Source organism: Streptomyces sp. NPDC005492, from assembly GCF_040605995.1.
Taxonomy (GTDB): domain Bacteria; phylum Actinomycetota; class Actinomycetes; order Streptomycetales; family Streptomycetaceae; genus Streptomyces.
Map to the genome: position 1 here is coordinate 49,867 of NZ_JBEXDX010000022.1, position 24,339 is coordinate 74,205.

Annotated in this window: 21 protein-coding genes; 13 read left to right on the forward strand and 8 right to left on the reverse strand. The window is 70.3% G+C overall.

Features of this window, described 5'->3' with window-relative positions:
- Positions 1-3 precede the first annotated feature (3 nt).
- From ABZT04_RS27055 to ABZT04_RS27065, 3 genes are read right to left on the reverse strand one after another with little or no spacing between them, the layout of a single operon-like run.
- Positions 4-2,010, reverse strand: coding sequence for an ABC transporter permease subunit (locus ABZT04_RS27055; RefSeq protein WP_356059581.1), 2,007 nt, complete (start codon positions 2,008-2,010; stop codon positions 4-6).
- Positions 2,010-3,098 (reverse strand): glycine betaine/L-proline ABC transporter ATP-binding protein, encoded by a 1,089-nt coding sequence (locus tag ABZT04_RS27060; RefSeq protein WP_356059582.1) that lies wholly within the window; start codon positions 3,096-3,098, stop codon positions 2,010-2,012. Before ABZT04_RS27060 ends, ABZT04_RS27055 begins: the two co-directional genes overlap by 1 nt.
- Before the next feature lie 20 nt (positions 3,099-3,118).
- The gene (locus tag ABZT04_RS27065; protein ID WP_356059583.1) at positions 3,119-4,588 is read right to left on the reverse strand and encodes an aldehyde dehydrogenase family protein; all 1,470 of its coding nucleotides are present in this window, start codon (positions 4,586-4,588) and stop codon (positions 3,119-3,121) included.
- A gap of 220 nt (positions 4,589-4,808) precedes the next feature.
- Between ABZT04_RS27065 and purU the strand changes: the two genes are divergently transcribed.
- Positions 4,809-5,681: a formyltetrahydrofolate deformylase gene (gene purU / locus ABZT04_RS27070; protein WP_356059584.1), complete on the forward strand. Its 873-nt coding sequence runs from the start codon at positions 4,809-4,811 to the stop codon at positions 5,679-5,681.
- A gap of 452 nt (positions 5,682-6,133) precedes the next feature.
- Here purU and betA read toward each other — a convergent pair whose 3' ends face one another.
- Both betA and ABZT04_RS27080 read right to left on the reverse strand, forming a co-directional pair.
- Complete coding sequence (gene betA / locus ABZT04_RS27075) at positions 6,134-7,801, reverse strand: choline dehydrogenase (RefSeq protein WP_356059585.1); 1,668 nt, start codon at positions 7,799-7,801, stop codon at positions 6,134-6,136.
- 92 nt (positions 7,802-7,893) lie between these two features.
- Positions 7,894-8,289 (reverse strand): Lrp/AsnC ligand binding domain-containing protein, encoded by a 396-nt coding sequence (locus tag ABZT04_RS27080; protein ID WP_356059586.1) that lies wholly within the window; start codon positions 8,287-8,289, stop codon positions 7,894-7,896.
- 4 nt (positions 8,290-8,293) lie between these two features.
- Here ABZT04_RS27080 and ABZT04_RS27085 point away from each other — a divergent pair, with 4 nt between their 5' ends.
- Both ABZT04_RS27085 and ABZT04_RS27090 read left to right on the forward strand, forming a co-directional pair.
- Positions 8,294-8,638, forward strand: coding sequence for an NADPH-dependent FMN reductase (locus ABZT04_RS27085; protein WP_356059647.1), 345 nt, complete (start codon positions 8,294-8,296; stop codon positions 8,636-8,638).
- A gap of 168 nt (positions 8,639-8,806) precedes the next feature.
- Entirely contained in the window at positions 8,807-9,664 is an 858-nt protein-coding gene (locus ABZT04_RS27090; RefSeq protein WP_356059587.1) for an inositol monophosphatase family protein, read from the forward strand.
- Positions 9,665-9,731: 67 nt separating this feature from the next.
- Here ABZT04_RS27090 and ABZT04_RS27095 read toward each other — a convergent pair whose 3' ends face one another.
- The 3 genes from ABZT04_RS27095 to ABZT04_RS27105 form a co-directional block, all read right to left on the reverse strand.
- Complete coding sequence (locus ABZT04_RS27095) at positions 9,732-10,937, reverse strand: globin domain-containing protein (protein WP_356059588.1); 1,206 nt, start codon at positions 10,935-10,937, stop codon at positions 9,732-9,734.
- Between the two features lie 75 nt (positions 10,938-11,012).
- On the reverse strand, positions 11,013-11,456 hold the full coding sequence (locus ABZT04_RS27100) for an Rrf2 family transcriptional regulator (RefSeq protein WP_356059589.1): 444 nt from the start codon (positions 11,454-11,456) through the stop codon (positions 11,013-11,015).
- Between the two features lie 409 nt (positions 11,457-11,865).
- The gene (locus ABZT04_RS27105; RefSeq protein WP_356059648.1) at positions 11,866-13,434 is read right to left on the reverse strand and encodes a helix-turn-helix domain-containing protein; all 1,569 of its coding nucleotides are present in this window, start codon (positions 13,432-13,434) and stop codon (positions 11,866-11,868) included.
- A 439-nt stretch (positions 13,435-13,873) separates the two neighbouring features.
- On the opposite strand from ABZT04_RS27105, the gene ABZT04_RS27110 reads away from it, so the two are divergent.
- The 10 genes from ABZT04_RS27110 to ABZT04_RS27155 all read left to right on the forward strand — a co-directional run bounded on the left by ABZT04_RS27110 (position 13,874) and on the right by ABZT04_RS27155 (position 23,999).
- Positions 13,874-14,401 (forward strand): general stress protein, encoded by a 528-nt coding sequence (locus ABZT04_RS27110; protein ID WP_356059590.1) that lies wholly within the window; start codon positions 13,874-13,876, stop codon positions 14,399-14,401.
- 84 nt (positions 14,402-14,485) lie between these two features.
- Positions 14,486-16,399, forward strand: a complete 1,914-nt coding sequence (gene dnaK / locus ABZT04_RS27115; RefSeq protein WP_356059591.1) for a molecular chaperone DnaK — start codon at positions 14,486-14,488, stop codon at positions 16,397-16,399.
- A gap of 10 nt (positions 16,400-16,409) precedes the next feature.
- Positions 16,410-16,988, forward strand: coding sequence for a nucleotide exchange factor GrpE (gene grpE, locus ABZT04_RS27120; RefSeq protein ID WP_356059592.1), 579 nt, complete (start codon positions 16,410-16,412; stop codon positions 16,986-16,988).
- Positions 16,989-16,994: 6 nt separating this feature from the next.
- Positions 16,995-17,945 (forward strand): J domain-containing protein, encoded by a 951-nt coding sequence (locus ABZT04_RS27125; RefSeq protein ID WP_356059593.1) that lies wholly within the window; start codon positions 16,995-16,997, stop codon positions 17,943-17,945.
- Entirely contained in the window at positions 17,945-18,319 is a 375-nt protein-coding gene (locus tag ABZT04_RS27130) for a chaperone modulator CbpM (protein ID WP_356059594.1), read from the forward strand. Before ABZT04_RS27125 ends, ABZT04_RS27130 begins: the two co-directional genes overlap by 1 nt.
- A complete protein-coding gene (gene clpB, locus ABZT04_RS27135) occupies positions 18,310-20,949 on the forward strand; it encodes an ATP-dependent chaperone ClpB (protein WP_356059595.1) in 2,640 nt (879 codons plus the stop codon). The genes ABZT04_RS27130 and clpB overlap by 10 nt, the downstream gene beginning before the upstream one ends.
- Positions 20,946-21,404, forward strand: coding sequence for a thioredoxin (gene trxA / locus ABZT04_RS27140; protein ID WP_356059596.1), 459 nt, complete (start codon positions 20,946-20,948; stop codon positions 21,402-21,404). Before clpB ends, trxA begins: the two co-directional genes overlap by 4 nt.
- A gap of 5 nt (positions 21,405-21,409) precedes the next feature.
- Positions 21,410-21,673: a UBP-type zinc finger domain-containing protein gene (locus tag ABZT04_RS27145; RefSeq protein WP_356059597.1), complete on the forward strand. Its 264-nt coding sequence runs from the start codon at positions 21,410-21,412 to the stop codon at positions 21,671-21,673.
- The gene (locus ABZT04_RS27150) at positions 21,673-23,454 is read left to right on the forward strand and encodes an FAD-dependent oxidoreductase (protein WP_356059598.1); all 1,782 of its coding nucleotides are present in this window, start codon (positions 21,673-21,675) and stop codon (positions 23,452-23,454) included. The genes ABZT04_RS27145 and ABZT04_RS27150 overlap by 1 nt, the downstream gene beginning before the upstream one ends.
- 56 nt (positions 23,455-23,510) lie before the next feature.
- Positions 23,511-23,999: an Hsp20/alpha crystallin family protein gene (locus ABZT04_RS27155; RefSeq protein WP_356059599.1), complete on the forward strand. Its 489-nt coding sequence runs from the start codon at positions 23,511-23,513 to the stop codon at positions 23,997-23,999.
- Positions 24,000-24,339: the final 340 nt, after the last annotated feature.

A 24,339-nucleotide genomic window follows, 5' to 3' on the forward strand; every position in this document is an offset into this window, starting at 1 on the left:
TCCTTAAGCGCTGGTTCGGCGCGCCGCCGCCTGCGTGATCCGGTCGAACATGACTCCGAGCAGTACGATGGCCAGCCCCGCCGCCAGGCCCTTTCCGAACAGCTCGCTCTGCGAGAATCCGGCTACGACGTCGTAGCCGAGGGCGCCGGCTCCCACCAGGCCGCCCACAACAACCATCGACAGCACGTAGATCAGGCCCTGGTTGGTCGCAAGAGTCAGGGCGCTGCGTGCCATCGGGAGTTGAACCTTGGTGATGATCTGCCAGGTGTTGCAGCCGGCCGCGGTCGCCGCCTCGACGGTGGTCTCGGGCACGTCCCGGATCCCGTCGGCGGTGATCTTGATGGCGACCGGTACGGCGTACACGACGGCGGCGACGATCGCGGTGAAGCGCGACGGGCCGAACAGCGCGAGGAACGGCACGAGATAGACGAAGGGCGGCATGACCTGTGCCGCGTCGAGTGTGGGCCGCAGCAGTCGGTCCACCATCATGCTGCGCCCCATCCACACGCCGAAGGCGATGCCGAACACCATCACCAGTACCGTCGCCACGATCGTCGAGGCCAGCGTCGTCATGGCGTCCGACCACATGCCGGTGCCCACCAGCAGGCCCACGCACACGGCCGTGGTGACGGAGACCTTCCACCCGCCGAGCACCACGGCGAGCCCGACCAGCACCGCGCCGACGAGCCACCACGGGGAGTCGGTGAGCAGCGACTGGAACGGGTTGAGCAGGCCGTTGGTGATCGCGTTGCGGAAGGCGTTCGTGAGGCCCGACAGGTTGTCCTGCACCCAGGTCGTCACGCTGTCCGCCGCGCTCGCGATGTGGCTGCCGGTGGTGCCGTCGCCGGGGTACTGCGCCGCCCACAGAAACGTGTGGGAGAGATAGACCAGCACTACGACGCCGATCGCGCCCGCACCGAGCAGCGGGCGGCGCCACTTCAGGAAGCGGCCCGTCGAGTTCCGGGCCTGCTCCGCACGCGTGCTGGACGCCGTCGTGACCCGGTCCAGCACGATCGCCATGACGACGATGGCCAGGCCCGCGTTGAAGGCCGTACCGACGTCGAGCGACTGGAGGGCCTGCATGACGGTCTTGCCGAGACCCGGTGCGTCGATCAGGGCGGCGATGGTCACCATGGCCAGGGCGGCCATGATGGTCTGGTTCACGCCCACCACCACGGTCCGCTTGGCCATCGGCAGCAGCACCTTGATCAGCGACTGCCAGCGGGTCGAGCCCATCGAGTCGGCCGCTTCCACGGTCGTCTCCGGCACGTTGCGGATGCCGTGCGCGGTGATACGGATCGCGGGCGGGGCCGCGTAGATCACCGTGGCGATCACGGCCGAGGCCGGACCGATGAGGAAGATCAGGGTCAGCGGAGCCAGGTAGACGAAGGTCGGCATCGTCTGCATGAAGTCCAGGAAGGGCGTGATGATCCGGTTGAACCGGTCGGACAGCCCCGCCCACACCCCCAGCGGGATCGCGAACAGCAGCGCCACGAGCACCGCGGAGAGCGTCAGCGCCAGGGTGTCCATGCTCTCCTGCCACAGCCCCTGGAGCCCGAAGAAGGCGAAGCCGGCCATGGCGAGCAGTGCGACCCGCCAGTTGCCCACGGCCCAGGAGACGAAGCCGGCGATGCCGACGACCCCGAGCCAGCCGATCTGCGGCACCGGCCGGTCGCCGCTCGGCTGCGAGATCAGGTCCTGGACGAAGGTCACCAGGTTGTCGATGACCAGGCGGATCTCGTTGAAGAAGTAGAGGAAGAGCGGGTTGGAGTTGCGGTTGGCGCCGACCGAGTCGTTGAGGTCGTTGAACCACCGGTGCAGACCGGTGAGATCGGCCGCCGCGAGCGTCAGCGTCTGCTTCCCGCGCAGTACGGCGAAGAGCACCAGCCAGACCACGAGGATCGCGCCCACCATCATGGGCCGAGTGACCTTGCTTCGTGCCCTCGTCAACGGCGGTGCGGCGTCCGGCACTTGGGGTGCGGTCTCCGGTTTCTCCACGGCGACGGTCATCACGCGTCGCCTTCCTGCCCGGCGACGACGGCGAGGATCTCCTCGTCGCCGACGATGCCAAGCAGTTTGCCGTTCTCGACGACCTTGACGGGCTTGTCGGCCGCCAGGACCGCCCGGGTGGCCTCCCGTACCACGACGCCCGGGCCCAACTCGGGTCCGTCCAGGGCGTCTCCGTCCACGGCGGGACGCATGATCCAGCGCAGGGTGAGGACGTCACCGCGCGGCACGTCCTTCACGAACTCGCGTACGTAGTCGTCGGCGGGGGCGCCGACCAGTTCGTCGCCCGTGCCGCACTGGACCATCTTGCCGTCGCGCATGATGAGGATGCGGTCGCCCAGCTTCAGGGCCTCGGAGAGGTCGTGGGTGATGAACACCATGGTCTTGCCGACCTCGTGATGCAGTCGGATGACCTCGTTCTGCATGTCGCGGCGGATCAGCGGGTCGAGCGCCGAGAACGGTTCGTCGAAGAGGAGCACGTCCGGGTCGCCGGCCAACGCCCGTGCCAGGCCGACGCGTTGCTGCATACCGCCGGAGAGCTGGTCGGGGTAGGAGTTCTCGTACCCGGAGAGACCGACCAACTCGACGACTTCCAGGGCGCGTTTGGTCCGCTCGGCCTTGCTCATGCCGCGGATCTCCAGGCCGAAGGACACGTTGTCGACGACCCTGCGGTGCGGCAGCAGCCCGAAGTGCTGGAAGACCATGGAGAACTTGCGGCGCCGCAGTTCGCGCAGCCGCTTCTGGTCCGCGTCGCGGATGTCCTCGCCCTCGAAGACGATCTCACCGGCGGTGGGTTCGATCAGCCGGGTCAGACAGCGCACCAGCGTGGACTTCCCGGAGCCGGACAGGCCCATGACGACGAAGACCTCGCCGGGCGAGACCTCGAAGCTCACATCGCGTACGGCGGCGGTGCAGCCGGTGCGGTCCATCAGCTCGCGGCGTGTGAGCCCGCACAGTTCCGCTGAGTCGGGTACCTGGTCCGCCTTCGGCCCGAACACCTTCCACAGCTTGCGCACGGAGATGACCGGGGTGGGCGCCGAGTCCTGGGGCGTGCCGCGCCGCTGCGGCACCTCGGTCTGTGCTGGGGTCACGATCGACCTCTTTTCGGCGTTCAGCCGCGGAACCAGTGCTGCGGCCGGGGTTGGATGTTCTGCCAGATGTGCTTGGGCTCTCGGTACTCGTCCAGGCCGGTCGGTCCCAACTCCCGGCCCACGCCCGAGTGTCCGAAGCCACCCCATTCCGCCTGCGGCACATAGGGGTGGTAGTCGTTGATCCACACCGTGCCGTGCCGCAGCCGCCGGGCGACCCGCTGGGCCTTGCCCGCGTCCTGGGTCCAGACGGCTCCGGCGAGTCCGTACTCGGTGTCGTTGGCGATGCGCACGGCGTCGTCCTCGTCGGTGAAGCGCTCGACGGTCAGCACGGGCCCGAAGGACTCCTCGTGCACCACCCGCATGTCCTGGGTGCACGCGTCGAGCACGGTCGGCGGGTAGAAGTGGCCGTCGGCGAGGGCGAGTTCGGTCGGCCGCTCACCGCCGCAGCGCAGTACGGCCCCCTCCGCGATCCCCGCCGCGACATACGCCTCGACCTTCTCGCGGTGCTGTGCGGAGATCAGCGCCCCGGTCTCGGCCTCGGGGTCGAAGGGGCCACCGAGCCTGATCTGCCGCGCACGGCGGACGACTTCGTCGACGAAACGGTCGTGCAGCGAGTCCTCGACGATCAACCGGGCGCCCGCCGAGCAGACTTGGCCCGAGTGCAGGAAGACGGCCGTGAGCGCGAAGTCCACGGCCGTCTCGAAGTCGGCGTCGGCGAAAATGACGTTGGGGTTCTTGCCGCCCAGCTCCAACGCCACCTTTTTCACGGTCGCGGCGGCGGTGGCCATGATGCGTTTGCCGGTCTCCAGGCCCCCGGTGAAGGAGACCATGTCGACGGCCGGGTCCTCGGAGAGCGGCGCGCCGACCTCGGGCCCGGTGCCGAGGACGAGGTTCGCGGCACCGGCCGGGAGTCCCGCCTCCTCAAGAGCCTTCATCAGCAGGATGGAGGTGGAGGGGGTGAGTTCGCTGGGTTTCAGGACGATGGTGTTGCCCGCGAGGAGCGCCGGGGCGACCTTCCAACTGGCTTGCAGCAAGGGGTAGTTCCAGGGCGTGATCAGCCCGCACACCCCAACGGGCTCGTACACGACGCGACTTACGGCGTCGTCCCGCCCGGTGTCGATGACCCGGCCGGCGTCGGTACCACCGATCCCGCCGTAGTAGCGGAAGCAGGAGACGACGTCGGCGATGTCGTACTCGCTCTCCACCAGCCGTTTGCCGGTGTCCAGCGACTCCGCGCGGGCGAATTCCTTGGCGTCGCGCTCCAGGATGTCGGCGGTGCGCAGCAGCAGCGCGGCACGCTCCCGCTCCGGGGTGCGCGGCCAGGGTCCTTCGTCGAAGGCGCGGCGGGCCGCGGCGATCGCGGCCTCGGTGTCGGGACGCGTTCCCTCGGACACGGTCGCGCTGAGCGTGCCGTCGGCGGGACAGCGGATTTCACGATGGCCGCCGGCCACCGCGTCGCGCCATTCGCCGTCCACGTACAGGTCTGCCACGTGCGGAGCCCTTCGAGTGAATCCCGTTGCGCATCGTGCACCGTATTGCTTGTGGTGGAACACCATGGCGAATGTGCAGACATACGTCAAGGGGTTGGCGGATGACGATTTCACCATGCGGCCCATTGCCCTGCCGCCCCTTGACCGCGAGCGGCGCGCAGCCCAACCATGTTGCGTATCGCTCACCTTGTTGTGCCATACGCACCGACGGAGGCCGCTCATGTCCCCTCGACCGCATCCCGGCCGCGAATTCGTCCTCACCCTCTCGTGCCCGGACACCACCGGGCTGGTCCATGCCGTGAGCGGCTTTCTGGTCCGGAACTCCGGCAACATCCTGGAAAGCCAGCAATTCGATGATCGGCTCAAGGGCCGCTTCTTCATGAGGGTCCACTTCGACGTTTCCGATCCAAACGCCGACCTGGAAACACTGCGTTACCGATTCGGTCCGGTCGCCGAGGCCCACCACATCTCCTGGACCCTCCGGGACGCCTCGACCCCGACCAGGACGCTGATCATGGTGTCCCGGTTCGGCCACTGCCTCAACGACCTGCTCTTCCGCCGCCGCACCGGCGCCCTCAACATCGAGATCCCCGCGATCGTCTCCAACCACCGGGACTTCGAGGGCCTCGCGGACACCTACGGCATCCCCTTCCACCACGTCCCGGTCACCAGGGACACGAAGGCCGAGGCCGAGGCGCGGCTGCTGGAACTCGTACGCGACCTGGACATCGACCTGGTGGTGCTGGCCCGCTACATGCAGGTCCTCTCCGACGACCTGTGCAAGCAGCTGGAGGGCCGGGCCATCAACATCCACCACTCCTTCCTGCCCAGCTTCAAGGGCGCCCGCCCCTACCAGCAGGCGTACGACCGCGGCGTGAAGCTCGTGGGCGCCACCGCGCACTATGTGACGCCGGAGCTGGACGAGGGCCAGATCATCGACCAGGACGTGGTCCGGGTCGACCACTCCCTCGACCCGGAGCAACTGGTCACGGTCGGGCGCGATGTGGAGGCGCAGGTGCTGGCGCACGCGGTGAAGTGGCACAGCGAGAGCAGGGTGATGGTGGAGGGGAACCGTACGGTGGTGTTCCGCTGAGGGGCGCGGTCGTATACGGGGTTGCCGGTCGGTCGGGCAGAGCCCTGGTGGCCCAGCCGGTCCAGCGCGGCGCGGCGCCAACGTTCGCTCCCCGTAAGCCGGTTGAAGGCGAACGGGACCTCGGGGGTGGTCGCGGTCGGGACCGCCGCCGAGGTCGCGGGCCAGCGGTCGGGCGAGTGGCCCCCGGGCGCGGCTGACCGCCGGTGATACCCACGCGGGCGAACGGGCGGCTGCCCGGTTCACCGAGTCTGTGCAGCACCGGCAGCGCCCGTCGTGGACCCCGGCCGGCGGATCGGCGTCGCCGGCCGGGGCGAACGCGTCGTCCGCACCGGGCTGTTGGAGCCGGTCGACGACATCCTTGAGGTGCGGGTCGCCCCGCAGCGGCATTGCGGACGCACCTCACAACGGACGCCGGGCAGCGGCGTGTTGAGACCGCCGCCGCCCAACGCGCCCTAACCGGCCTGCTGCTGGCCGTCCCGATGGCGGTAGTACGCGGCCTTCGACGGTGCGAGGGGCTGCTTGCCGAGGATGAGGTCGGACGCCTTCTCGGCGATCATCATGACGGGGGCGTAGATGTTGCCGTTGGTGACGTACGGCATGACCGACGCGTCGACGACCCGCAGGCCCTCCACGCCGTGGACGCGCATGCTGGTGGGGTCGACGACGGACATCTCGTCGGTGCCCATCTTGCAGGTGCAGGAGGGGTGCAGGGCGGTCTCGCCCTCCTTGGCCACCCAGGCGAGGATCTCCTCGTCGGTCTCGACGGACGGGCCGGGCGAGATCTCGCCGTCGTTGTACGGGGCCAGCGCGGGCTGGTTGAGGAGCTTGCGGGCGACCCGGACGGACTCGACCCACTCACGGCGATCCTGCTCCGTGGAGAGGTAGTTGAAGCGCAGCGCAGGGTGCTCCAGCGGGTCCTTGCTCCTGATCTTCACCGAGCCGATGGCGTCGGAGTACATGGGCCCGACGTGCACCTGGTAGCCGTGGCCGCCGGCCGGCGAGGAGCCGTCGTAGCGGACCGCGATGGGCAGGAAGTGGAACATCAGGTTGGGGTAGTCGACGTCCTCGTTGCTGCGGGCGAACCCGCCGGCCTCGAAGTGGTTGGTGGCGGCCGGGCCCTTGCGGAAGAGCCACTGCAGGCCGATGAAGGGGGCGCGCCACTTCGCCATGTACGGCTGCATGGAGACGGGTTGCTTGCAGGCGTACTGGATGTACACCTCCAGGTGGTCCTGCATGTTCTCGCCGACGCCCGGCAGGTCGTGGACGACATCGATGCCGAGCGCGGTCAGCTCCTGCGCGTTGCCGATGCCCGAAAGCTGGAGCAACTGGGGGGAGTTGATCGCGCCGCCGCAGAGGATGACCTCACGGGCGCGCACCTGCCGGACCTTGCCGCGGTGCCGGTACTCGACGCCGACGGCCTTCTTGCCCTCGAAGAGGACGCGGGTGACCATCGCGCGGGTGGTGACGGTGAGGTTGGGCCGCTTCCGCACCGGCTTGAGGTAGGCCTTGGAGGCGGAGAGCCGACGGCCCCTGCTGACATTGCGGTCGAAGGGCGCGAAGCCCTCCTGCCGATAGCCGTTGACGTCGTCGGTGCGCGGATAGCCCGCTTCCTGAACGGCGTTGAGGAACGCTCCGAACAACGGGTTGGCGGCGGGGCCGCGTTCGAGGACGAGCGGGCCGTCGTGGCCGCGGAACTCGTCGTCGGGGCCGGCCGCGAGGCAGTTCTCCATCCGCCGGAAGTACGGCAGACAGTGCGCGTAGTCCCAGCTCTCCATGCCGGCGTCGGCGGCCCAGCGCTCGTAGTCCATGGGGTTGCCGCGCTGGAAGATCATGCCGTTGATGCTGCTGGAACCGCCCAGCACCTTGCCGCGCGCGTGGTAGATGCGCCGGCCGCCCATGTGCGGCTCGGGTTCCGATTCGTACTTCCAGTCGTAGAACCGGCTGCCGATCGGGTAGGTGAGCGCCGCGGGCATGTGGATGAAGACGTCCCACGGGTAGTCGGGCCGGCCGGCCTCCAGGACCAGTACCTGGTTGCCCGGGTCCGCGGAGAGCCGGTTCGCCAGTGCGCTGCCGGCGGATCCACCGCCGACGATGACGAAGTCGTATTGCAGGGGAGCCATGATCTCTCGTCTCGCTCGCGCCGTAGATACGCGAGGCATGCTAATACGGGTAGCGTCATACGCACCAGGTTGCGAGCAACGCAACTTGGAGGTCAGCCGGTGGCCAGGCGGCCGTGGTGGACGCGGGTGCCCGCCTGTTTGAGGCGGTGCAGCACCGGGACGACGTCGACCTGGGTGACGGCGGGCAGGGAGCCGACGTTGCCGGTGACGTAGGCGTAGAGGTCGTCCATGGAGCGGCAGGTGACGGTGACCGGGAGGCTGGCCGATCCGGTGACAGCGGCGGCGAAGGTGGTCTCGGGGTGGCTGGACAGCGCGTCTCCGGTGGCCTTCAGCCGGCCGGGGACGACGGTGAGCCAGAGGCAGGCGGTGGCGTGGAATCCGAAGGGGGCGTAGGCGAGGTCGACCGCCAGGCGCAGTGCCCGCTGGTGAAGCAGTTCCTCCAGGCGCGCTGCGACGCGGGCCCTGGACCAGCCGGTCGCACGCGCCACCGGCCTGGATCAACTACCCCTGTTCAACGAGGACCTCGACACCCTTCCGGCCGCACCCGCCCTGGCGTCCCTGCGCTCCCAGGTGGCGGCCGCCGACAGCCTGCTGGTGCTGAGCCCGGTCCACAACGCCGGCGTCTCGGCGCTGCTGAAGAACACCCTGGACTGGCTGTCGCGGCCCCGCCACGACTGCCCACTGACCGGAAAACCCGCCGCCTGCCTGGTCGTCGGCTACCACTCCCACGGGGCCGAGGAACACCTCGCCGCCGTCCACACCGCGCTCAAGGGCGCGCTCGACGTCCTGCACCTCCCTCGGCCGACGTCACAGGCGTGCAGGCCGGCGACGGCGTGATCCTGAAGTTGTCCCTTGTTCCCGCGTGCCCGGCAACTGAGACTGGTTTCGGCCTGGTTGGGGGGGCGAGGGAGGGCCGATGGGGGAACCCGCCGGGCGTCCGGTGTTGATCGGTGCACGCCCCCCTCCGAAACCTCGACGACGGACCACGGTGCGAAGGACAGACTCGTGACGGACCCGGCAGACCTCGAACTGGCACACCACCTCGCCGACCGGGCGGATGCCATCAGCCGACGCTACTTCTCGACCGCCCGCATCGAATCCCGGACCAAGAGCGACGGCAGTCCGGTCACCGACGCCGACCGGGAGATCGAAACCGTCCTGCGCTCCCTGATCCGTCAGGAGTGCCCCGACGACGCGTTCACCGGTGAGGAACTCGGCGCCCACGGGCGCGGCGGACGGCGCTGGATCATCGACCCCATCGACGGCACGGCGAGCTTCCTCGCCGGCCAACCGGAGTGGAGCACACTGATCGCGGTCGAAGAGGACGGCCGGATCGCCCTGGGCATGGTCTCCGCCCCCGCCCTGGGCCGGCGGTGGTGGGCCAGGCCGGATTCGGGCTCCTGGACAAGGCCATGCCCGTCCAACTCAGCCGCACCGGCACACCGGCTGATCCTCGCTGAAGGAGATGGCGCCCAAACAGCAGGCATCGGCATCTGGCCACCTCCGTCCAGACTGGACCAGCGAGAACGCCGTGTGGCCGCGACTCTGGCCCGGAACGTCTCGCACGTCCGACCCGCACTCGACTGGACCGCTGCGGATCCCACCACGCCGGCGCCTCGCAAACCGTCCACCGGATCCGGCACCTGCCACGGCGCCCTCCTGGTCGCGACCGGTCAGTTGGACGCCTTCCTCCTCATGGGAGCCGGTCCCTGGGACATCGCCCCGCTGATCCCCGTCGTCCAAGAAGCCGGCGGCACCTTCAGCGACCTCACCGGCCGGTACCGGACCGACACCGGAGCCGCGCTGTTCGCCCGCCCCGGACTCCACCAACAACTCCTGGACATCGTCGCGACCGCCAACTGACCACCGTCGCCCCTCCCCCGGCGTCCACGGAAGGAGGCACCGACCCGGCGCGGTGAGGGCGTGGTGGTCAGGTGGTGGCGAGCCACAGGTCCGGCCCGAAGACCTCGTAGTGGATGTCCGCGGCCGCCACGCCGCGGTCGAGCAGTTGCCCGCGCACCGCACGCATGAAGGGGAGCGGTCCGCACAGGTAGGAGCGTGTGCCGGGGGCGATCGCCACGTCCGTGAGGTCGACCAGGCCGGTGCGGTGTCCGTCGCCCGCGTCTTCGTCGTCGGGGTGTTCATACCAGAACTGTGCGGTGGCGTCCGGGAGTTCGGCCGTCAGCGTCCTGTGGTCGGTGCGCAGCGCGTGCGAGGCGGGCGAATGGTCGGCGTGCACGACCGTGACGGGCCCCGCGTGGCCGGTGGTCGCGAGCTGTTCCAGCATGGCGAGCATGGGTGTGCAGCCGATGCCCGCCGACACGAGCAGCAGCGGAGCCTCGTCGGCGGCGAGGACCAGATCGCCGTACGGCGCCGAGACGCGCAGCCGATCGCCCTCGTGGACGTGTGCGTGCAGATGGCGTGACACCTCGCCGTCGGGGGTTCCGGCGGCGCCGCGCATCCGCTTCACGGCGATCGAACGGGTCGTGGCGGAGGGTGCGCCGGTGAGGCTGTACTGCCGTATCTGGCGTGCTCCGTCGGCGAGTTGGACCTGGACGGAGACGTACTGTCCGGCCCGGAACGCGGGCACGGGCCGGCCGTCGGCGGGCCGGAGCACGAACGCGGCGACATCGGGGGTCGCGTCGGTGCGGGCGATGACCTCCCACTCCCTCCACACGTTCGCGTCGACGACGTCCTGCTGCGCGTACAGGCGGTCCTCGATCGCGACGAGGGCGTTCGCCATCAGCCAGTACACCTCGTCCCAGGCGTGGGCCACCTCGGGTGTCACCGCCTCGCCGAGGACCTCGGCGATGGCGGCGAAGAGGTGCTCGTGCACGATCGGGTACTGGTCGGCCCGCACGCCGAGGGACGCGTGCTTGTGCGCGATGCGGTGCAGCATCACGTCGGGCCGGTCGTCCGGGTGGTCCACCAGATAGGCGGCGAAGGCCGCGATGGAACCGGCCAGGGCCTGGCGCTGGGCGCCGACGGCCTGGTTGCCGCGGTTGAACAGGTCGCGCAGAAGCTCCGGGTGGGCGGCGAACAGTCGCTCGTAGAAGCGTCCGGCGATGTCCTCGATGGCGGCGCCGACGGCGGGAAGCGTGGCACGGACGACAGTGGCCGATTGGGCGGTGAGCATCAGCAGAACTCCTTAATATGTATCTTAGAGTCACATTTAAGACGGCGAGAAGGGGACGGGGCGGGAACGGGGTGGTCAGTCGGCCCCGGGAGCGAGGGAGAGGGCGACGAGCAGGGGCCCGGTCGGCGCCTCGACGAGATCCGCCAGCGTCAGGGGGTCGAGGGACGCGAAGAACGCCTCCTGCGCCTGGCGCAGTGCGCCGCGCAGCCGGCAGGCCGCGCGCAGCGGGCACGGCACGGCGCCGTCGCAGTCCACGACATCACCCGCACCCTCCAACTCCCTTACCAGCGCGCCGATCGACGCCCTGCGCCCAGTGGCCGTGAGCTCAAGCCCGCCACCCCGTCCGCGCCGGGTCTCGACCAGGCCCAGATGCTGCAGCTTGGCCACGGCCTTCGCGGTGTGCGCGTACGAGACCGCCATGGCGGCCGCGACGTCGCGCGTGGTGGGCAAGTCACCCTTCTCGACCGCGAGGCGCATCAGCACACGCAGGGACAGATCCGTGAACTGCGTCAGCCTCATGAGCGCAGACTATAAATCTTGCATCTGAGAAGCAACTTATGTCGAAGGCATCCGGTGCGGAGTGCTCCACGCCCTCGACATGGCGTTGCACCGCCGCGCGAACGTGGCGGAACTCCCGCCGGCCCGGGACTGGTTCACCATTCGGGATTCGGACGCGGGCGACTCGGAACAGGCCGTGGCCTCCATCGTTTCAACGCCGACGCTCGGCCGGTGCCGTTCCTCAGCATCCTTGGCCACCGGCCTCCCTCGCGGCTGAAACTGCGCCACGCCCCAGGCGTGCTGGGTCGCCCGCCCGCGCGAACCGGATCTGGCGCCGTCGACAACAGCTCCGCGTGTGTGCACTGTTCGACGATGCGGCCCGCTTCCATGACGAGGACGGTGTCGACGTCAGATGTGGGCGGAGCCGTCGTCAGCCTCGCCCGCCCAGCATGATCTTCCACACCCGCGTCGCCACCTGGAGACTGAGCCGGGTGTCCACGTCCGCGAGGTCCCGCCCGCCGATCTCGCGGATGCGCTGGAGCCGGTAGCGCAGGGTGCTGCGGTGGACGGTCAGGGCTGCGGCGGTCTCGTCGTAATTGCCGCCGCAGTCGAAGTACCGCGAGAGCGTCTCCACCAGCTGCGTGCCGTGCTGTGTGTCGTAGTCGATGAGCCTGCCGAGCCATTCCCGCACGAACGCCTCGAGTTCGCGGCGATCGCTCCCGGGTCCGAGGATCCGGTAAAGCCCGAGGTCGTCGAAGAACGTCGCCCCGTCCCGCTCGCGCGACTGACGCCGGACCTCCAGCGCACGCAGCGCCTCCTGATAACGGCGCGGAATACTTGCGGGTGACTCACAGCGGCGGCTCACCCCGATCGCCCCTGCGCGGGTCCCGAGCTCGCGGGCCAGTGCCGCGTGCAGGGCGTCGCCGTTCGGTTTCACCTCGGCCAGCAGCACCACCCGGCCGCCGCGACGCGACACCAGGGCCCGGACGCCCACCGTCGCCGCCGCTCGCTCGACGGTCCGGGTGAAGGAGTCGTCCGCTGCCCTGCCGCGCCAGTTGACCACGATGACGTGGTGCGCCTGGTGCAGGTCGTGCCCGATCGCCTCGGATCTGGCGTAGGCGCTGGCCTCGTCCGTGCCTTCCAGCAGGTCGTCGACCAGTTGGCGGCGCAACCGCAGCTCGGCTTCGGCGAGACTGCGCAGATGGGTCAGCTCCAGGGCGAGCGACCGCACGGCGTGCTCCAGGGCGAACAGGGTGCGAGCGTCCGCCGTCCCGTCCGGGTCCACGACAGCGAGCACGCCGAGGACTTCGCCACGGGGACGGGCCACAGCTATCAGCCGGTCCTTGACTCTGACCGGCCCGGGGCCGACGGCGGCCTGCCGCAGCACCTCCTGCCGGCGCTCCGCCGGTGGTGCCGGATAGTCGTCGGGCCGGTCCGGACCGGCCCAGGACCGAAGGTTGCCGAACCGGTCCTCGGCAACTGCCGGCAGACCCGTGAGTTCGTACAGGGCGTGGGTGATGGCGTCCTCGCCGCCGCCCTGGGCTGCGACATCGGCGAGTGTCTCGAGCACGATCCGCTGTTGGTGCAGCTCGGACCGCAGAGAGTCGAGCCGCTGAGTCGCAGTGGCGCGCTCACTCCGCAGCCGGTCCAGTTCCCGGGCGTCGTCCTGCTGCCGGTGCCCCGCGGCGGCGAGAGACAGGGCCGCGGAGGCGAGCCGTATCAGCCTGGTGATCAGGAGTTGGTCCTGCTCACTGGGCCGCAGCCTGGAGGAGACCACGAGGTAGCCGAGCAGGTGGCCGAACCCGCGCAGGCCGAACGCCCAGCCCCAGAGCCGCGTGGGGAGGACGACCGGACCGTCGGCCTCGGCCAGCTCCCGCACCCGCCGGTCGACCGCCTCGCCCCCTTCGGACTCGCGCGAGGACACGCGGACGATCCTGTCGCCGGTCAGAAGATAGCCCGCCTCCAGGCGGAACGGACCGAGGGCGCCGACCTGGGCCATGGCGATGCGGAGAATCGCGCTGCTGTCCGTGCTGCGGAACAGGGGGTCACAGAGGGCCAGCAACCCGTTCGGATCCGAGTCCCCGGGCAGCTGGTGGGCCTCCTGCTGCTCGTTTCCCGAGCAGCTCCCGCCACCGGCGGATGGGCCCCCGCCCTGGTAAGAGCGGCGATGGAACAACGCCTGATTCCTGCGGCCGGCCATGAGATCACTCCGTTCTCACCGGCGTCGGAGAAGCGGTCGAGCGAGCCCTGTCTACTCCGCCGAGGCTAGCCCATCCGGCGCAGGCTCGCCTCAGCTGTCTCGTCCTGGCAGACCGACCGGACGGGTCGCGTTTCGACCTGCCGGGCGCAGGCGCGACGCCCTTCGAGCCGCCACTGTGGGCCTGTGGGGATCGCTGGGCGAACCGGTCGCAGGAGGAATTGTCCGGAGGGACTGACCGATGAACGAGCAGACCCGCAGGACCATCGTTTCCTATCCGTCCTACCAGGAAGCCGAGCGCGCCATCGACCACCTCTCCGACCAGGGATTTCCGGTGGAGAGGGTGGCCATCGTCGGTCAGGACGTGCAACTGGTCGAGCAAGTGCTCGGACGCATGGGCTACGGCGAGGCCGCGCTGCACGGCGCGGCGAGCGGCGCTCTCCCCGGCGCGCTCATCGGCTGGATCTTCGGGCTGCTGAACTGGCTGGACCCGGTCGTCTCCGGCCTGGTCCTCGCCCTGTACGGGCTGATCTTCGGTGCGGTCGTGGGCGCCCTGTTCGGCCTGCTGCTGCACACGGCGCAGGGCGGCCGCCGGGACTTCGCCTCGGTCCGCTCCCTGCAACCCAGCCGCTACGACGTCGTGGCGGACGAGGAGGTCGCCGACGAGGCGGCCCGGCTGCTCGCCGGGCTGGAGGGCAGGGCAGCCGCCCGCCGCAGGACCGAACACTGGAAGCCCGGTCGCCCGCAGAGCGGCCCCGCCTCCACCTGAACGAGCACGGACCACCGGGCCATCGACCCGGAGGGCGAACGGTTGCCGACGGATGTCGGCCCGCGCCGCGGAAGGAGTCCCACCATGGCCAAGGCAGTCGGAATCGATCTGGGCACCACGAACTCGGTGATCGCCGTCTGGGAAGGCGGTGAGCCGTCGGTCGTGCCCAACAGCGAGGGCAACCGCACGACTCCGTCCGTGGTGGCCTTCACCGACACCGGTGAGCGCCTGGTGGGTCAGCTGGCCCGGCGCCAGGCGATCCTCAACCCCAAGGGCACCATCTACTCGGCCAAACGGTTCATCGGCCGGCGCTTCGACGAGATCTCCGAGGAGGCCAAGGCGGTCGGATACGACGTCGTCGAGGGCGAGGGCGGCGCCGCCCGCTTCAACGTGCGCGACAAGCTCTACGCGCCTGAGGAGATCAGCGCCCAGGTGCTGCGCAAACTGACCGACGACGCCTCCAAGCAGCTGGGGGAAAAGGTCACGGAGGCCGTCATCACCGTGCCCGCCTACTTCAACGACGCCCAGCGCACCGCCACCAGGGACGCCGGGCGGATCGCCGGCCTGGAAGTGCTGCGGATCATCAACGAGCCGACCGCGGCCGCCCTCGCCTACGGCATGGACAAGAAGGAACACGAGACGGTGCTCGTCTTCGACCTGGGCGGCGGCACCTTCGACGTGAGCATCCTGGACGTCGGGGACGGCGTGGTCGAGGTGCGCTCCACCGCAGGCGACAGCCATCTGGGCGGCGACGACTTCGACCGCCGTCTGGTGGACCACCTCGCGGACGGCTTCCAGAAGGACAACGGCATCGACCTGCGCAAGGACCCACAGGCCCTGCAACGCCTCTTCGAGGCAGCCGAGAAGGCCAAGACCGAGCTCAGTTCGGTGACGCAGACGCAGGTCAGCCTGCCGTTCATCACGGCCGACGCGTCCGGGCCCAAGCATCTGACCCAGACGATCATGCGGTCCACGTTCGACCAGATCACCGGCGACCTGGTCGAGCGCTGCCTCGGCCCGGTCGAGCAGGCCATGGGTGACGCGAAGGTCGGCGAGAACGACATCGACGAGGTCATCCTCGTCGGCGGCTCCACCCGCATCCCCGCCGTCCAGGCACTGGTGCGGCGATTGACCGGCGGCAAGGACCCGAACATGAGCGTCAATCCCGACGAGGTCGTGGCCATGGGCGCCGCGATCCAGGCGGGGGTCCTCAAGGGCGAGGTCAAGGACGTCCTGCTGCTGGACGTGACGCCGCTGTCGCTCGGAGTCGAGACGCGCGGCGGCGTCATGACGAAGATCATCGAGCGGAACACCACCATCCCGGTGCGCCGTACCGAGACCTTCAGCACGGCCGCCGACAACCAGCCCGCCGTTGATGTCGTCGTCCTCCAGGGCGAGCGCGAACTGGCCGCCGACAACCGGGTCCTGGGCCGTTTCCAGCTCACCGACATCCGCCAGGCCCCGCGCGGCGAGCCGCAGATCGAGGTCACCTTCGACATCGACGCGAACGGCATCCTCAACGTCACCGCCCGGGACCGGGACACCGGCAAGGAGCAGGGCATCACCATCAGCGAGAGCTCCAACCTGGACCGCGGCGAGGTCGAGCGCATGGTCGAGGAGGCCGAGAGCAACCGGAACCAGGACCAGGCGCTGCGCGAGGCGGTCGACGCCCGCAACGAGCTGGACGCGATCGCCTACCAGGTCGAGAGGCGACTGGGCGAGCTGGGCGATTCCGCGCCCGCGCACGAGAAGGCCCGCGCCGAGATGCTGGTGGCCGAGGCCCGCGACGCCGTCAAGAACGAGGCCGGTGTGGACAAGGTCCGGCCCCTGACCTCCGAACTCCAGCAGGTCTTCGCGGGACTGGCGGCGCACCAGGCCGGAGCCGCCGCGGGCGGCCCGTCGGACGCCGGTTCACCGGACGGATCCGGGCCGAGTGGCCCCGAGCCGGGCGGTTCCGGTGACGACGACGTGATCGACGCCGAGTTCGACAAGGGCTGAGGTGCCCGCCATGCCGAACCGACCCCAGGCACCCGATCCGCCGCCGGAAGGCGCCGTGGAGCCCCCGCGCGGTGACCTGCCCGAGCCCGGGCCGCCGGCCGAGGAGACCGGACCGGGCCCGGACGCGACCACCGGTCCCACCGCGGCCGACGACGAGTACGCGGACGCGCTCAAGGACGTCGAGGACCGCTGGCGCCGCGCCCTGGCCGACCTCGACAACCTCCGTAAACGTCATGCCAGAGAGCTGGAGCGGGAGCGCGCGGCCGAACGGGCGCGCACGGCCGCGGCGTTCCTGGAGGTCATCGACAACCTCGAACTCGCCCTGAGCCACGCGGCCGCCGACCCCGGGGCGATCGTCGAGGGCGTCCGAGCCGTGCGCGACCAGGCCGTGAACGTCCTCGAACGCCTCGGCTACCCGCGCGACGACGAGACCGGGGTCGCCTTCGACCCCACTCGCCACGAAGTCGTGGGCGTCGTCCAGGACCCGGGCGCGGAACCGAACACCGTGGCCCAGGTCCTCCGCCCCGGCTACGGGCAGGCCGGGCGGCAGCTGCGACCGGCCGCCGTGACCGTGGCGAAGCGGGAGTGAGTGGCGATGGCACGCGACTTCTACGAGGTGCTCGGCGTCTCGCGCGCCGCGGACGGGGACGAGATCCAGCGGGCCTACCGCACCCTGGCCCGCAAGTACCACCCCGACGTCAACAAGGATCCCGGGGCCGAGGACCGGTTCAAGGAGATCAACGAGGCGTTCAGTGTGCTGTCCGACCCTGAACAGCGGGCACGCTACGACCGGTTCGGCGAGGACTTCCGGAAGGTCCCCGAGGACTGGGAGGAACGCGTCGGCGCCGGCGCGGGAGGCGGCGGCTTCCGCTGGTCCTCCGGGACGGGCGGTCCGCGCGTCCGGTACGGCACCACCGGCTTCGGCGACCAGGGCGCCGACGGTGCCGAAGGCGTCGACTTCGAGGACCTGTTCGGATCGCTCTTCGGCGGCGCCGGGCGGATGCGCGTCCCCGGAGCCGACCAGGAGGCCGAACTGCCGCTCACCGTAGAGGAGGCGTACCGCGGCGGCCGCCGGAGCGTCACCCTCGCCGGGCCTTCCGGACAGCGGCGCTACGAGGTCGACGTGCCACCCGGGACCACGGACGGCCAGCGCATCCGGCTCGCGGGCGAGGGCGGCCGCGGCAGTGGCGACGCCCCCGCCGGAGACCTGTATCTGCGGGTGCGGATCCGGCCGCATCCCCAGTTCCGCCTCGACGGCCGGGACGTCCACGTCCAGCTTCCGGTCACCCCCTGGGAGGCCGCCCTGGGTGCGACCGTCCCCGTGCCGACCCCGAGCGGCGACACGGCGAAGGTGACCGTGCCCGCGGGGTCCTCCAGCGGCCGTCGGCTGCGGCTGCGCGGCGAGGGCATGCCGGCGCCGCGGGGCGCGAACGGTGACCTGTACGCAGAACTGCGCGTCATGGTGCCGTCGCAACTCGGTGAGCGGGAGCGAGAGTTGTTCGAGGAACTCGCCGCCGTCTCCTCGTTCGACCCCAGGAGGACCTGATGAGCGACCGACCGGCAAAGGCGCGCCGGGCGCCGGAGTGGACGGCCCCCGTGGCAGCGCGCGTGCAGTACGCGATCGTGCCCGTGCCCAGGCTCTCCCTGGACGCCGTGGCCCGCCGCTCGGGCCTCCATCCCGATCTGGTCCGCCGGTTCGTGGCCCTCGGGCTGGTGGACGCCGAACGCGACGCCTCCGGACAGCCGGTGTTCGCGCCCACGGCACCGGCCGACCTGGCTCGCGTCCAGCGACTGCGCACCGGTCTGTGCCTCAACTACGCCTCCCTCGGCCTGGTGCTCGACCTGCTCGACCGCATCAGCCTGCTCGAAGCCGCGCTGCGCCGCGCCGGCATGAGGAGTGATCTACCGCCATGGACATGAACCGCCTGACCCAGAAGTCCCAGGAAGCCCTCCAGGAGGCGCAGACCGTCGCCGTCAGCATGGGGCAGACCGAGGTCGACGGCGAACACCTGCTGCTCGCCCTCCTCGATCAGGAGGACGGCCTGGTCCCACGGCTGCTCCAGCAGGCGGGCACCGAGCCGAAGGAACTGCGCGCGGCCGTACGCGAAGACCTGTCCCGTCGGCCCAGGGTGACCGGTCCGGGCGCGGCCCCCGGCCAGGTCTTCGTCACCCAGCGTCTGTCCCGGCTGCTGGATTCCGCAGAGCGCGAGGCAAAACGCCTCAAGGACGAGTACGTATCCGTGGAGCACCTCCTGCTCGCGCTGACCGAGGAGGGGTCGGCGACCTCCGCGGGGCTCCTGCTCAAGCAGCACGGCGTGACCCGCGACTCGTTCCTGAACGCGCTGACCCGGATACGCGGCAACCAGCGCGTCACCTCCGCCAACCCCGAAGTGGCGTACGAGGCCCTGGAGAAGTACGGCCGTGACCTGGTCGCCGACGCCCGCCAGGGCAAGCTCGACCCGGTCATCGGCCGGGACGCCGAGATCCGCCGCGTCACCCAGATCCTCAGCCGCAAGTCCAAGAACAACCCCGTCCTCATCGGCGACCCCGGCGTCGGCAAGACCGCCGTCGTGGAGGGCCTCGCCCAGCGCATCGTGCGCGGCGACGTGCCCGAAGGACTGCGCGACAAGACGGTGTTCGCCCTCGACATGGGCTCGCTGGTGGCCGGCGCCAAATACCGCGGCGAGTTCGAGGAACGCCTAAAGGCCGTGCTCGCCGAGGTCAAGGCCGCCGCGGGACGCATCCTGCTCTTCGTCGACGAGTTGCACACGGTCGTCGGCGCGGGCGCCGCCGAGGGCGCCATGGACGCGGGCAACATGCTCAAGCCCATGCTGGCGCGCGGCGAACTGCACATGATCGGCGCGACCACGCTGGACGAGTACCGCCGCCACATCGAGAAGGACGCCGCCCTCGAACGCCGCTTCCAGCAGGTGCTGGTCGACGAGCCGAGCGTGGAGGACACCATCTCGATCCTGCGCGGACTGCGCGAGCGCCTGGAGGTCTTCCACGGCGTCAAGATCCAGGACACGGCGCTGGTCGCGGCGGCGACCCTGTCGCACCGCTACATCACCGACCGCTTCCTGCCCGATAAGGCCATCGACCTCGTCGACGAGGCGTGCGCCCGGCTGCGTACCGAGATCGACTCCATGCCCGCCGAACTCGACGAGATCACCCGCCGGGTGACCCGCATGGAGATCGAGGAGGCGGCCCTGTCCAAGGAGACCGACGCCGCCAGCAAGGCCCGACTGGAGGAACTGCGCAAGGAGTTGGCGGATCTGCGGGCCGAGGCCGACGCCAAGCACGCCCAGTGGGACGCCGAACGGCAGGCGATCCGCCGCGTGCAGGACCTGCGCCAGGAACTGGAACAGGTCCGCATCGAGGCGGAGGAGGCCGAACGTGCCTACGACCTCAACCGCGCCGCCGAACTGCGCTACGGCCGCCTGCGGGACCTGGAGCGCCGACTGGCCGCCGAAGAGGAGCAACTGACCGCCAAACAAGGGCAGAACCGGCTGCTGCGGGAGGTCGTCACCGAGGATGAGATCTCCGAGATCGTGGCCGCCTGGACCGGCATCCCCGTCGCCCGCCTCCAGGAGGGCGAGCGGGAGAAGCTGCTGCGGCTGGACGAGATCCTGCGCGAGCGGGTCATCGGCCAGGACGAGGCGGTCAAGCTGGTGGCCGACGCCGTCATCCGGGCCCGCTCCGGTATCCGCGACCCGCGCCGGCCCATCGGCTCGTTCATCTTCCTCGGCCCCACCGGCGTCGGAAAGACCGAGCTGGCCAAGACCCTCGCCCGAGCGCTGTTCGACTCCGAGGACAACATGGTCCGCCTCGACATGAGCGAATACCAGGAGCGGCACACCGTCAGCCGGCTGATGGGGGCGCCGCCCGGATACGTCGGCTACGAGGAGGGCGGCCAGCTCACCGAGGCCGTGCGCCGCAAGCCGTACTCGGTCGTGCTGTTCGACGAGGTCGAGAAGGCGCACACCGACGTCTTCAACACCCTGCTGCAGATCCTCGACGACGGCCGCATCACCGACTCCCAGGGCCGTACCGTCGACTTCCGCAACACCGTGATCATCATGACGTCCAACATCGGCTCGCAGCACCTGCTCGACGGCGCGACGGCCGAGGGCGAGATCAAACCGGACGCCCGGGCCCTGGTGATGGGCGAACTGCGCGGCCACTTCCGGCCGGAGTTCCTCAACCGGGTCGACGACATCGTGCTGTTCAAGCCGCTGGGCGAGACCCAGATCGAGCGGATCGTGGAGCTGCAGTTCGACGAACTGCGCAGCCGGCTCGCCGAGCGCCGCATCACCGTCGAACTCACCGATGCCGCCCGGGAGTTCATCGCCCACCAGGGCTACGACCCGGTCTACGGGGCGCGCCCGCTGCGCCGCTACATCTCCCACGAGGTCGAAACGCTCGTCGGCAGGGCCCTGCTGCGCGGCGACGTCCAGGACGGCGCCAACGTCCGGGTCGACGCCCAGCAGCACGAACTCGTCGTCACCTACGACCGACCCGAGGGCGCCGAGGAGGCGAGGGCGGCATGAGCACCCTGCACGCGACGACCGTCGCCTGTCCGCACTGCGGCCGCGCCAACCGCGTGCCGGCCGCCGCCGAGGGCCGGCCCAGGTGCGGCAACTGCAAGCAGCCACTGCCCTGGATAGTGGACGCGGGCGACGACGACTTCGCCGAGGTCGTCGAGGAAGCCACCGTCCCCGTCGTGGTCGACCTGTGGGCGACCTGGTGCGGCCCCTGCCGCATGGTCAGCCCGGCTCTGGAGAAGGTCGCCGGCGACCTCGCCGGCCGGATCAAGCTGGCCAAGGTCGACATCGACAAGAACCCCCGGCTTTCGCAGCGGTTCGAGGTCCAGGCCGTGCCGACGCTCCTGGTCCTCGATCAGGGAAAGACCGTCGCCCGGCAGGCGGGAGCCGCGCCCGCACCCGCACTGCGCCAGTGGGTGGAACAGTCCCTCACAGGCCGGCAGCCGTCCCCGGGAGGATGATCCCGATGACCATAGGCACCGACCCGCACCTCGCCCTGGTACGTCCCGTCAGGCCGCACACTCTCGACGGGTGCGAGGAATGCCTGCGGCTCGGCTCCCCGTGGGTCCACCTCAGGCTCTGCCTGACCTGCGGGCACGTCGGCTGCTGCGACTCCTCACCGTATCGGCACGCACGTCGTCACGCCGCTGCCGACGGCCACCCGATCGTGGCGTCGATGGAACCCGGCGAGAACTGGCGCTGGTGCTTCGCCCACGAGGCGTTGGTCTGATGTCCGGCCACGACGCACGCCCACGCGAAGACCCGGTCCCGGCGGAGCCGGAGGAAGTCGTGCCCTTCGAGACTCCGGACGTCTACGGCGCCTACCCGCGGCTGTCGGACGGCCAGATGGCCCAACTGGCAGAAGAAGGGACCCTGCGTCGCGTGCACCCGGGCGACGTACTGATCCGGGAGGGCGAGCGCTGCGAGACGTTCTTCGTCGTCCTCGCCGGCTCCGTCGCGATCGTCGAGGGCTACGGCACACCCGACGAACACGTGCTCCGCGTCCACGGCCCGGGCCGTTTCCTCGGCGAACTCGGCCTGCTGCACGGGCAGGTGGCCTTCTACACCGCCGTCGCCAGGGAACCGGGAGAAGTCCTCGTCCTGTCCGTGGACCAGCTGCGCCGCCTGGTCACCCGGGACCCCGTCCTGGGCGATCTCGTGCTGCGCGCCTGTCTGGGCCGCCGTGCCCTGCTCGTGGGGCAGGGGGCCGGCTTCCGCATCATCGGTTCGCGCTACTCCCCCGACACCCGGCGGCTGCGTGAGTTCGCAGCCCGCAACCGGCTGCCCCACCGCTGGGTCGACCTGGAGACGGACGAGGAGGCCGAGGCGCTGCTCCGCCGCTTCGGCGTCGAGCCGGAGGATACCCCCCTCGTCATCTGGCGCGACACCACCCTGCTGCGCAATCCCAGCAACGCCGAACTCGCCCGGCTGATCGGTCTGCCCCAGTTGTCGGCGGCGAACGGCCGCAGCGACCTGCTCATCGTCGGCTCCGGGCCGGCCGGCCTCGCCGCCGCGGTGCACGCCGCCTCCGAGGGCCTGGACACCACCGTCGTGGAGGCGATGGCCACCGGCGGCCAGGCGGGGACGTCGTCCCGCATCGACAACTGCTTCGGCTTCCCCTCCGGCATCTCCGGCGCCGAACTCACCGAACGCGGAGTACTCCAGGCCACCAAGTTCGGCGCCACGGTCAGCGTTCCCGCGGACGCCACCCGGCTCGACCCCCGCGACGGCCACTACGCTGTGTGCTTCGCCGACGGCAGCGAGATCACCGCGCGCACCGTCCTCCTTGCCACCGGCGCCCGCTACCGCCGGCTCACCGTCCCGGGCATCGAGCGCCTGGAGGGGACGAGCGTCCACTACTCGGCGACCGTGTACGAGGCCCAGCAGTGCCGCACCGACCCCGTCGCCGTGGTCGGCGGTGGCAACTCCGCAGGCCAGGCCGCGCTCTTCGTCGCCGGGTACACGCCCAAGGTCTACCTGCTGGTGCGCGGGGCGGACCTCGGCGCCCACATGTCCCGCTACCTGATCGACCAGATCGAACGGCATCCGCGGGTGAAGACGCTGCTGCACACCGAAATCACCGAGGTCATCGGCGCACAGGTCCTGGAGGCGGTCGACCTGGCCGACAGCCGTACGGGGCAACGCCGCCGTCTCGACGTCCGGGCCCTGTTCGTCTTCACCGGCGCCGCCCCCAACACGGACTGGCTGTCCGGCACCCTCGCGCTCGACGACCGTGGCTTCGTACTCACCGGAGCCGAGGCCCAGGCCTGCTCGGTCTCCGGCCTGTGGGAGAGCCAGGACCGCAACTGTCTGACCCTGGAGACCACCCTGCCCGGCGTCTTCGCGGCCGGCGACGTCCGCAGCGGCTCGGTGAAACGGGTCGCGTCGGCGGTGGGTGAGGGCGCGATGGCCATCCACTTCGTACACCGGCACCTTGGGCACACGCCCGCGCCCGGCAGCACCGACAACCCCCCACGAACCCGCCCCAAGGAGTCCGCATGGCTCGCCTGACCCATTGACGGGCCCCGAAATCACACCGATCACACCAGGAACAGGAGGCAATGGCGATGACAACACCCGTTCGGCGTCACCACGGTGGCCGAATCCAGGAGCGGCCCGTCGGCTGGGCACGCAATCCCCTGGCCGAGTTCGACGAGCTGCTCAACAGCATGAGCGGACTGCTCGAATCGACGGTGGGCAGCGCGGCGCCCGTGGCCGCGTGGACCCCGTCCGCGGACGTCACGGAAACCGATGACGCCTTCCACGTCGAGATCGAACTCCCCGGCGTCAAGGCCAAGGACATCAACATCGAGGCCAACGGACAGGAGCTGGTGGTCACCGGAGAGATCAAGGAGAAGGAGCGCAAGAGCGTCCTGCGCCGCAGCACGCGCCGCACCGGATCCTTCGAGTACCGGCTGCTGCTGCCCGGGGAAGTGGACACCGACAAGATCGCAGCCGACAAGAAGGACGGTGTTCTCACCGTCACCGTCCCCAAGGCCGAGGCCGCCAAGCCGCGCCACATCGAGATCAACGAACGCGACGAGAGCAGCGGCTGAGGCTCCCCCGCCCCCACCGGTGGCGGCGTGTGTCGGGCACCGGTGGGGGCGATACCGCGGCGATGAGAGCGCAGGGTGAGGCCATGAACGACGGCCGACGCGACACCTCAGAGCACCGGAGGCTTGGCGGCAGGTTCCGTACCGGCTCCCTTCGCCCGCCTCACGCGCCAGGCGCGCAGCATCCGCAGGGGAAACAGTCCCAGCGGCGCGCGCCGGCCCAGGTCCTCCGGGTCCTCGCGGTCGAAGGCCCGCGCGTAACGCGCGGCGTCCTCGGCCGTCGCACAGGTCTTACTGCCTTCCGTTCCGCAGCCACGCGCGCAGTGCCACCGCATCGTGTCGC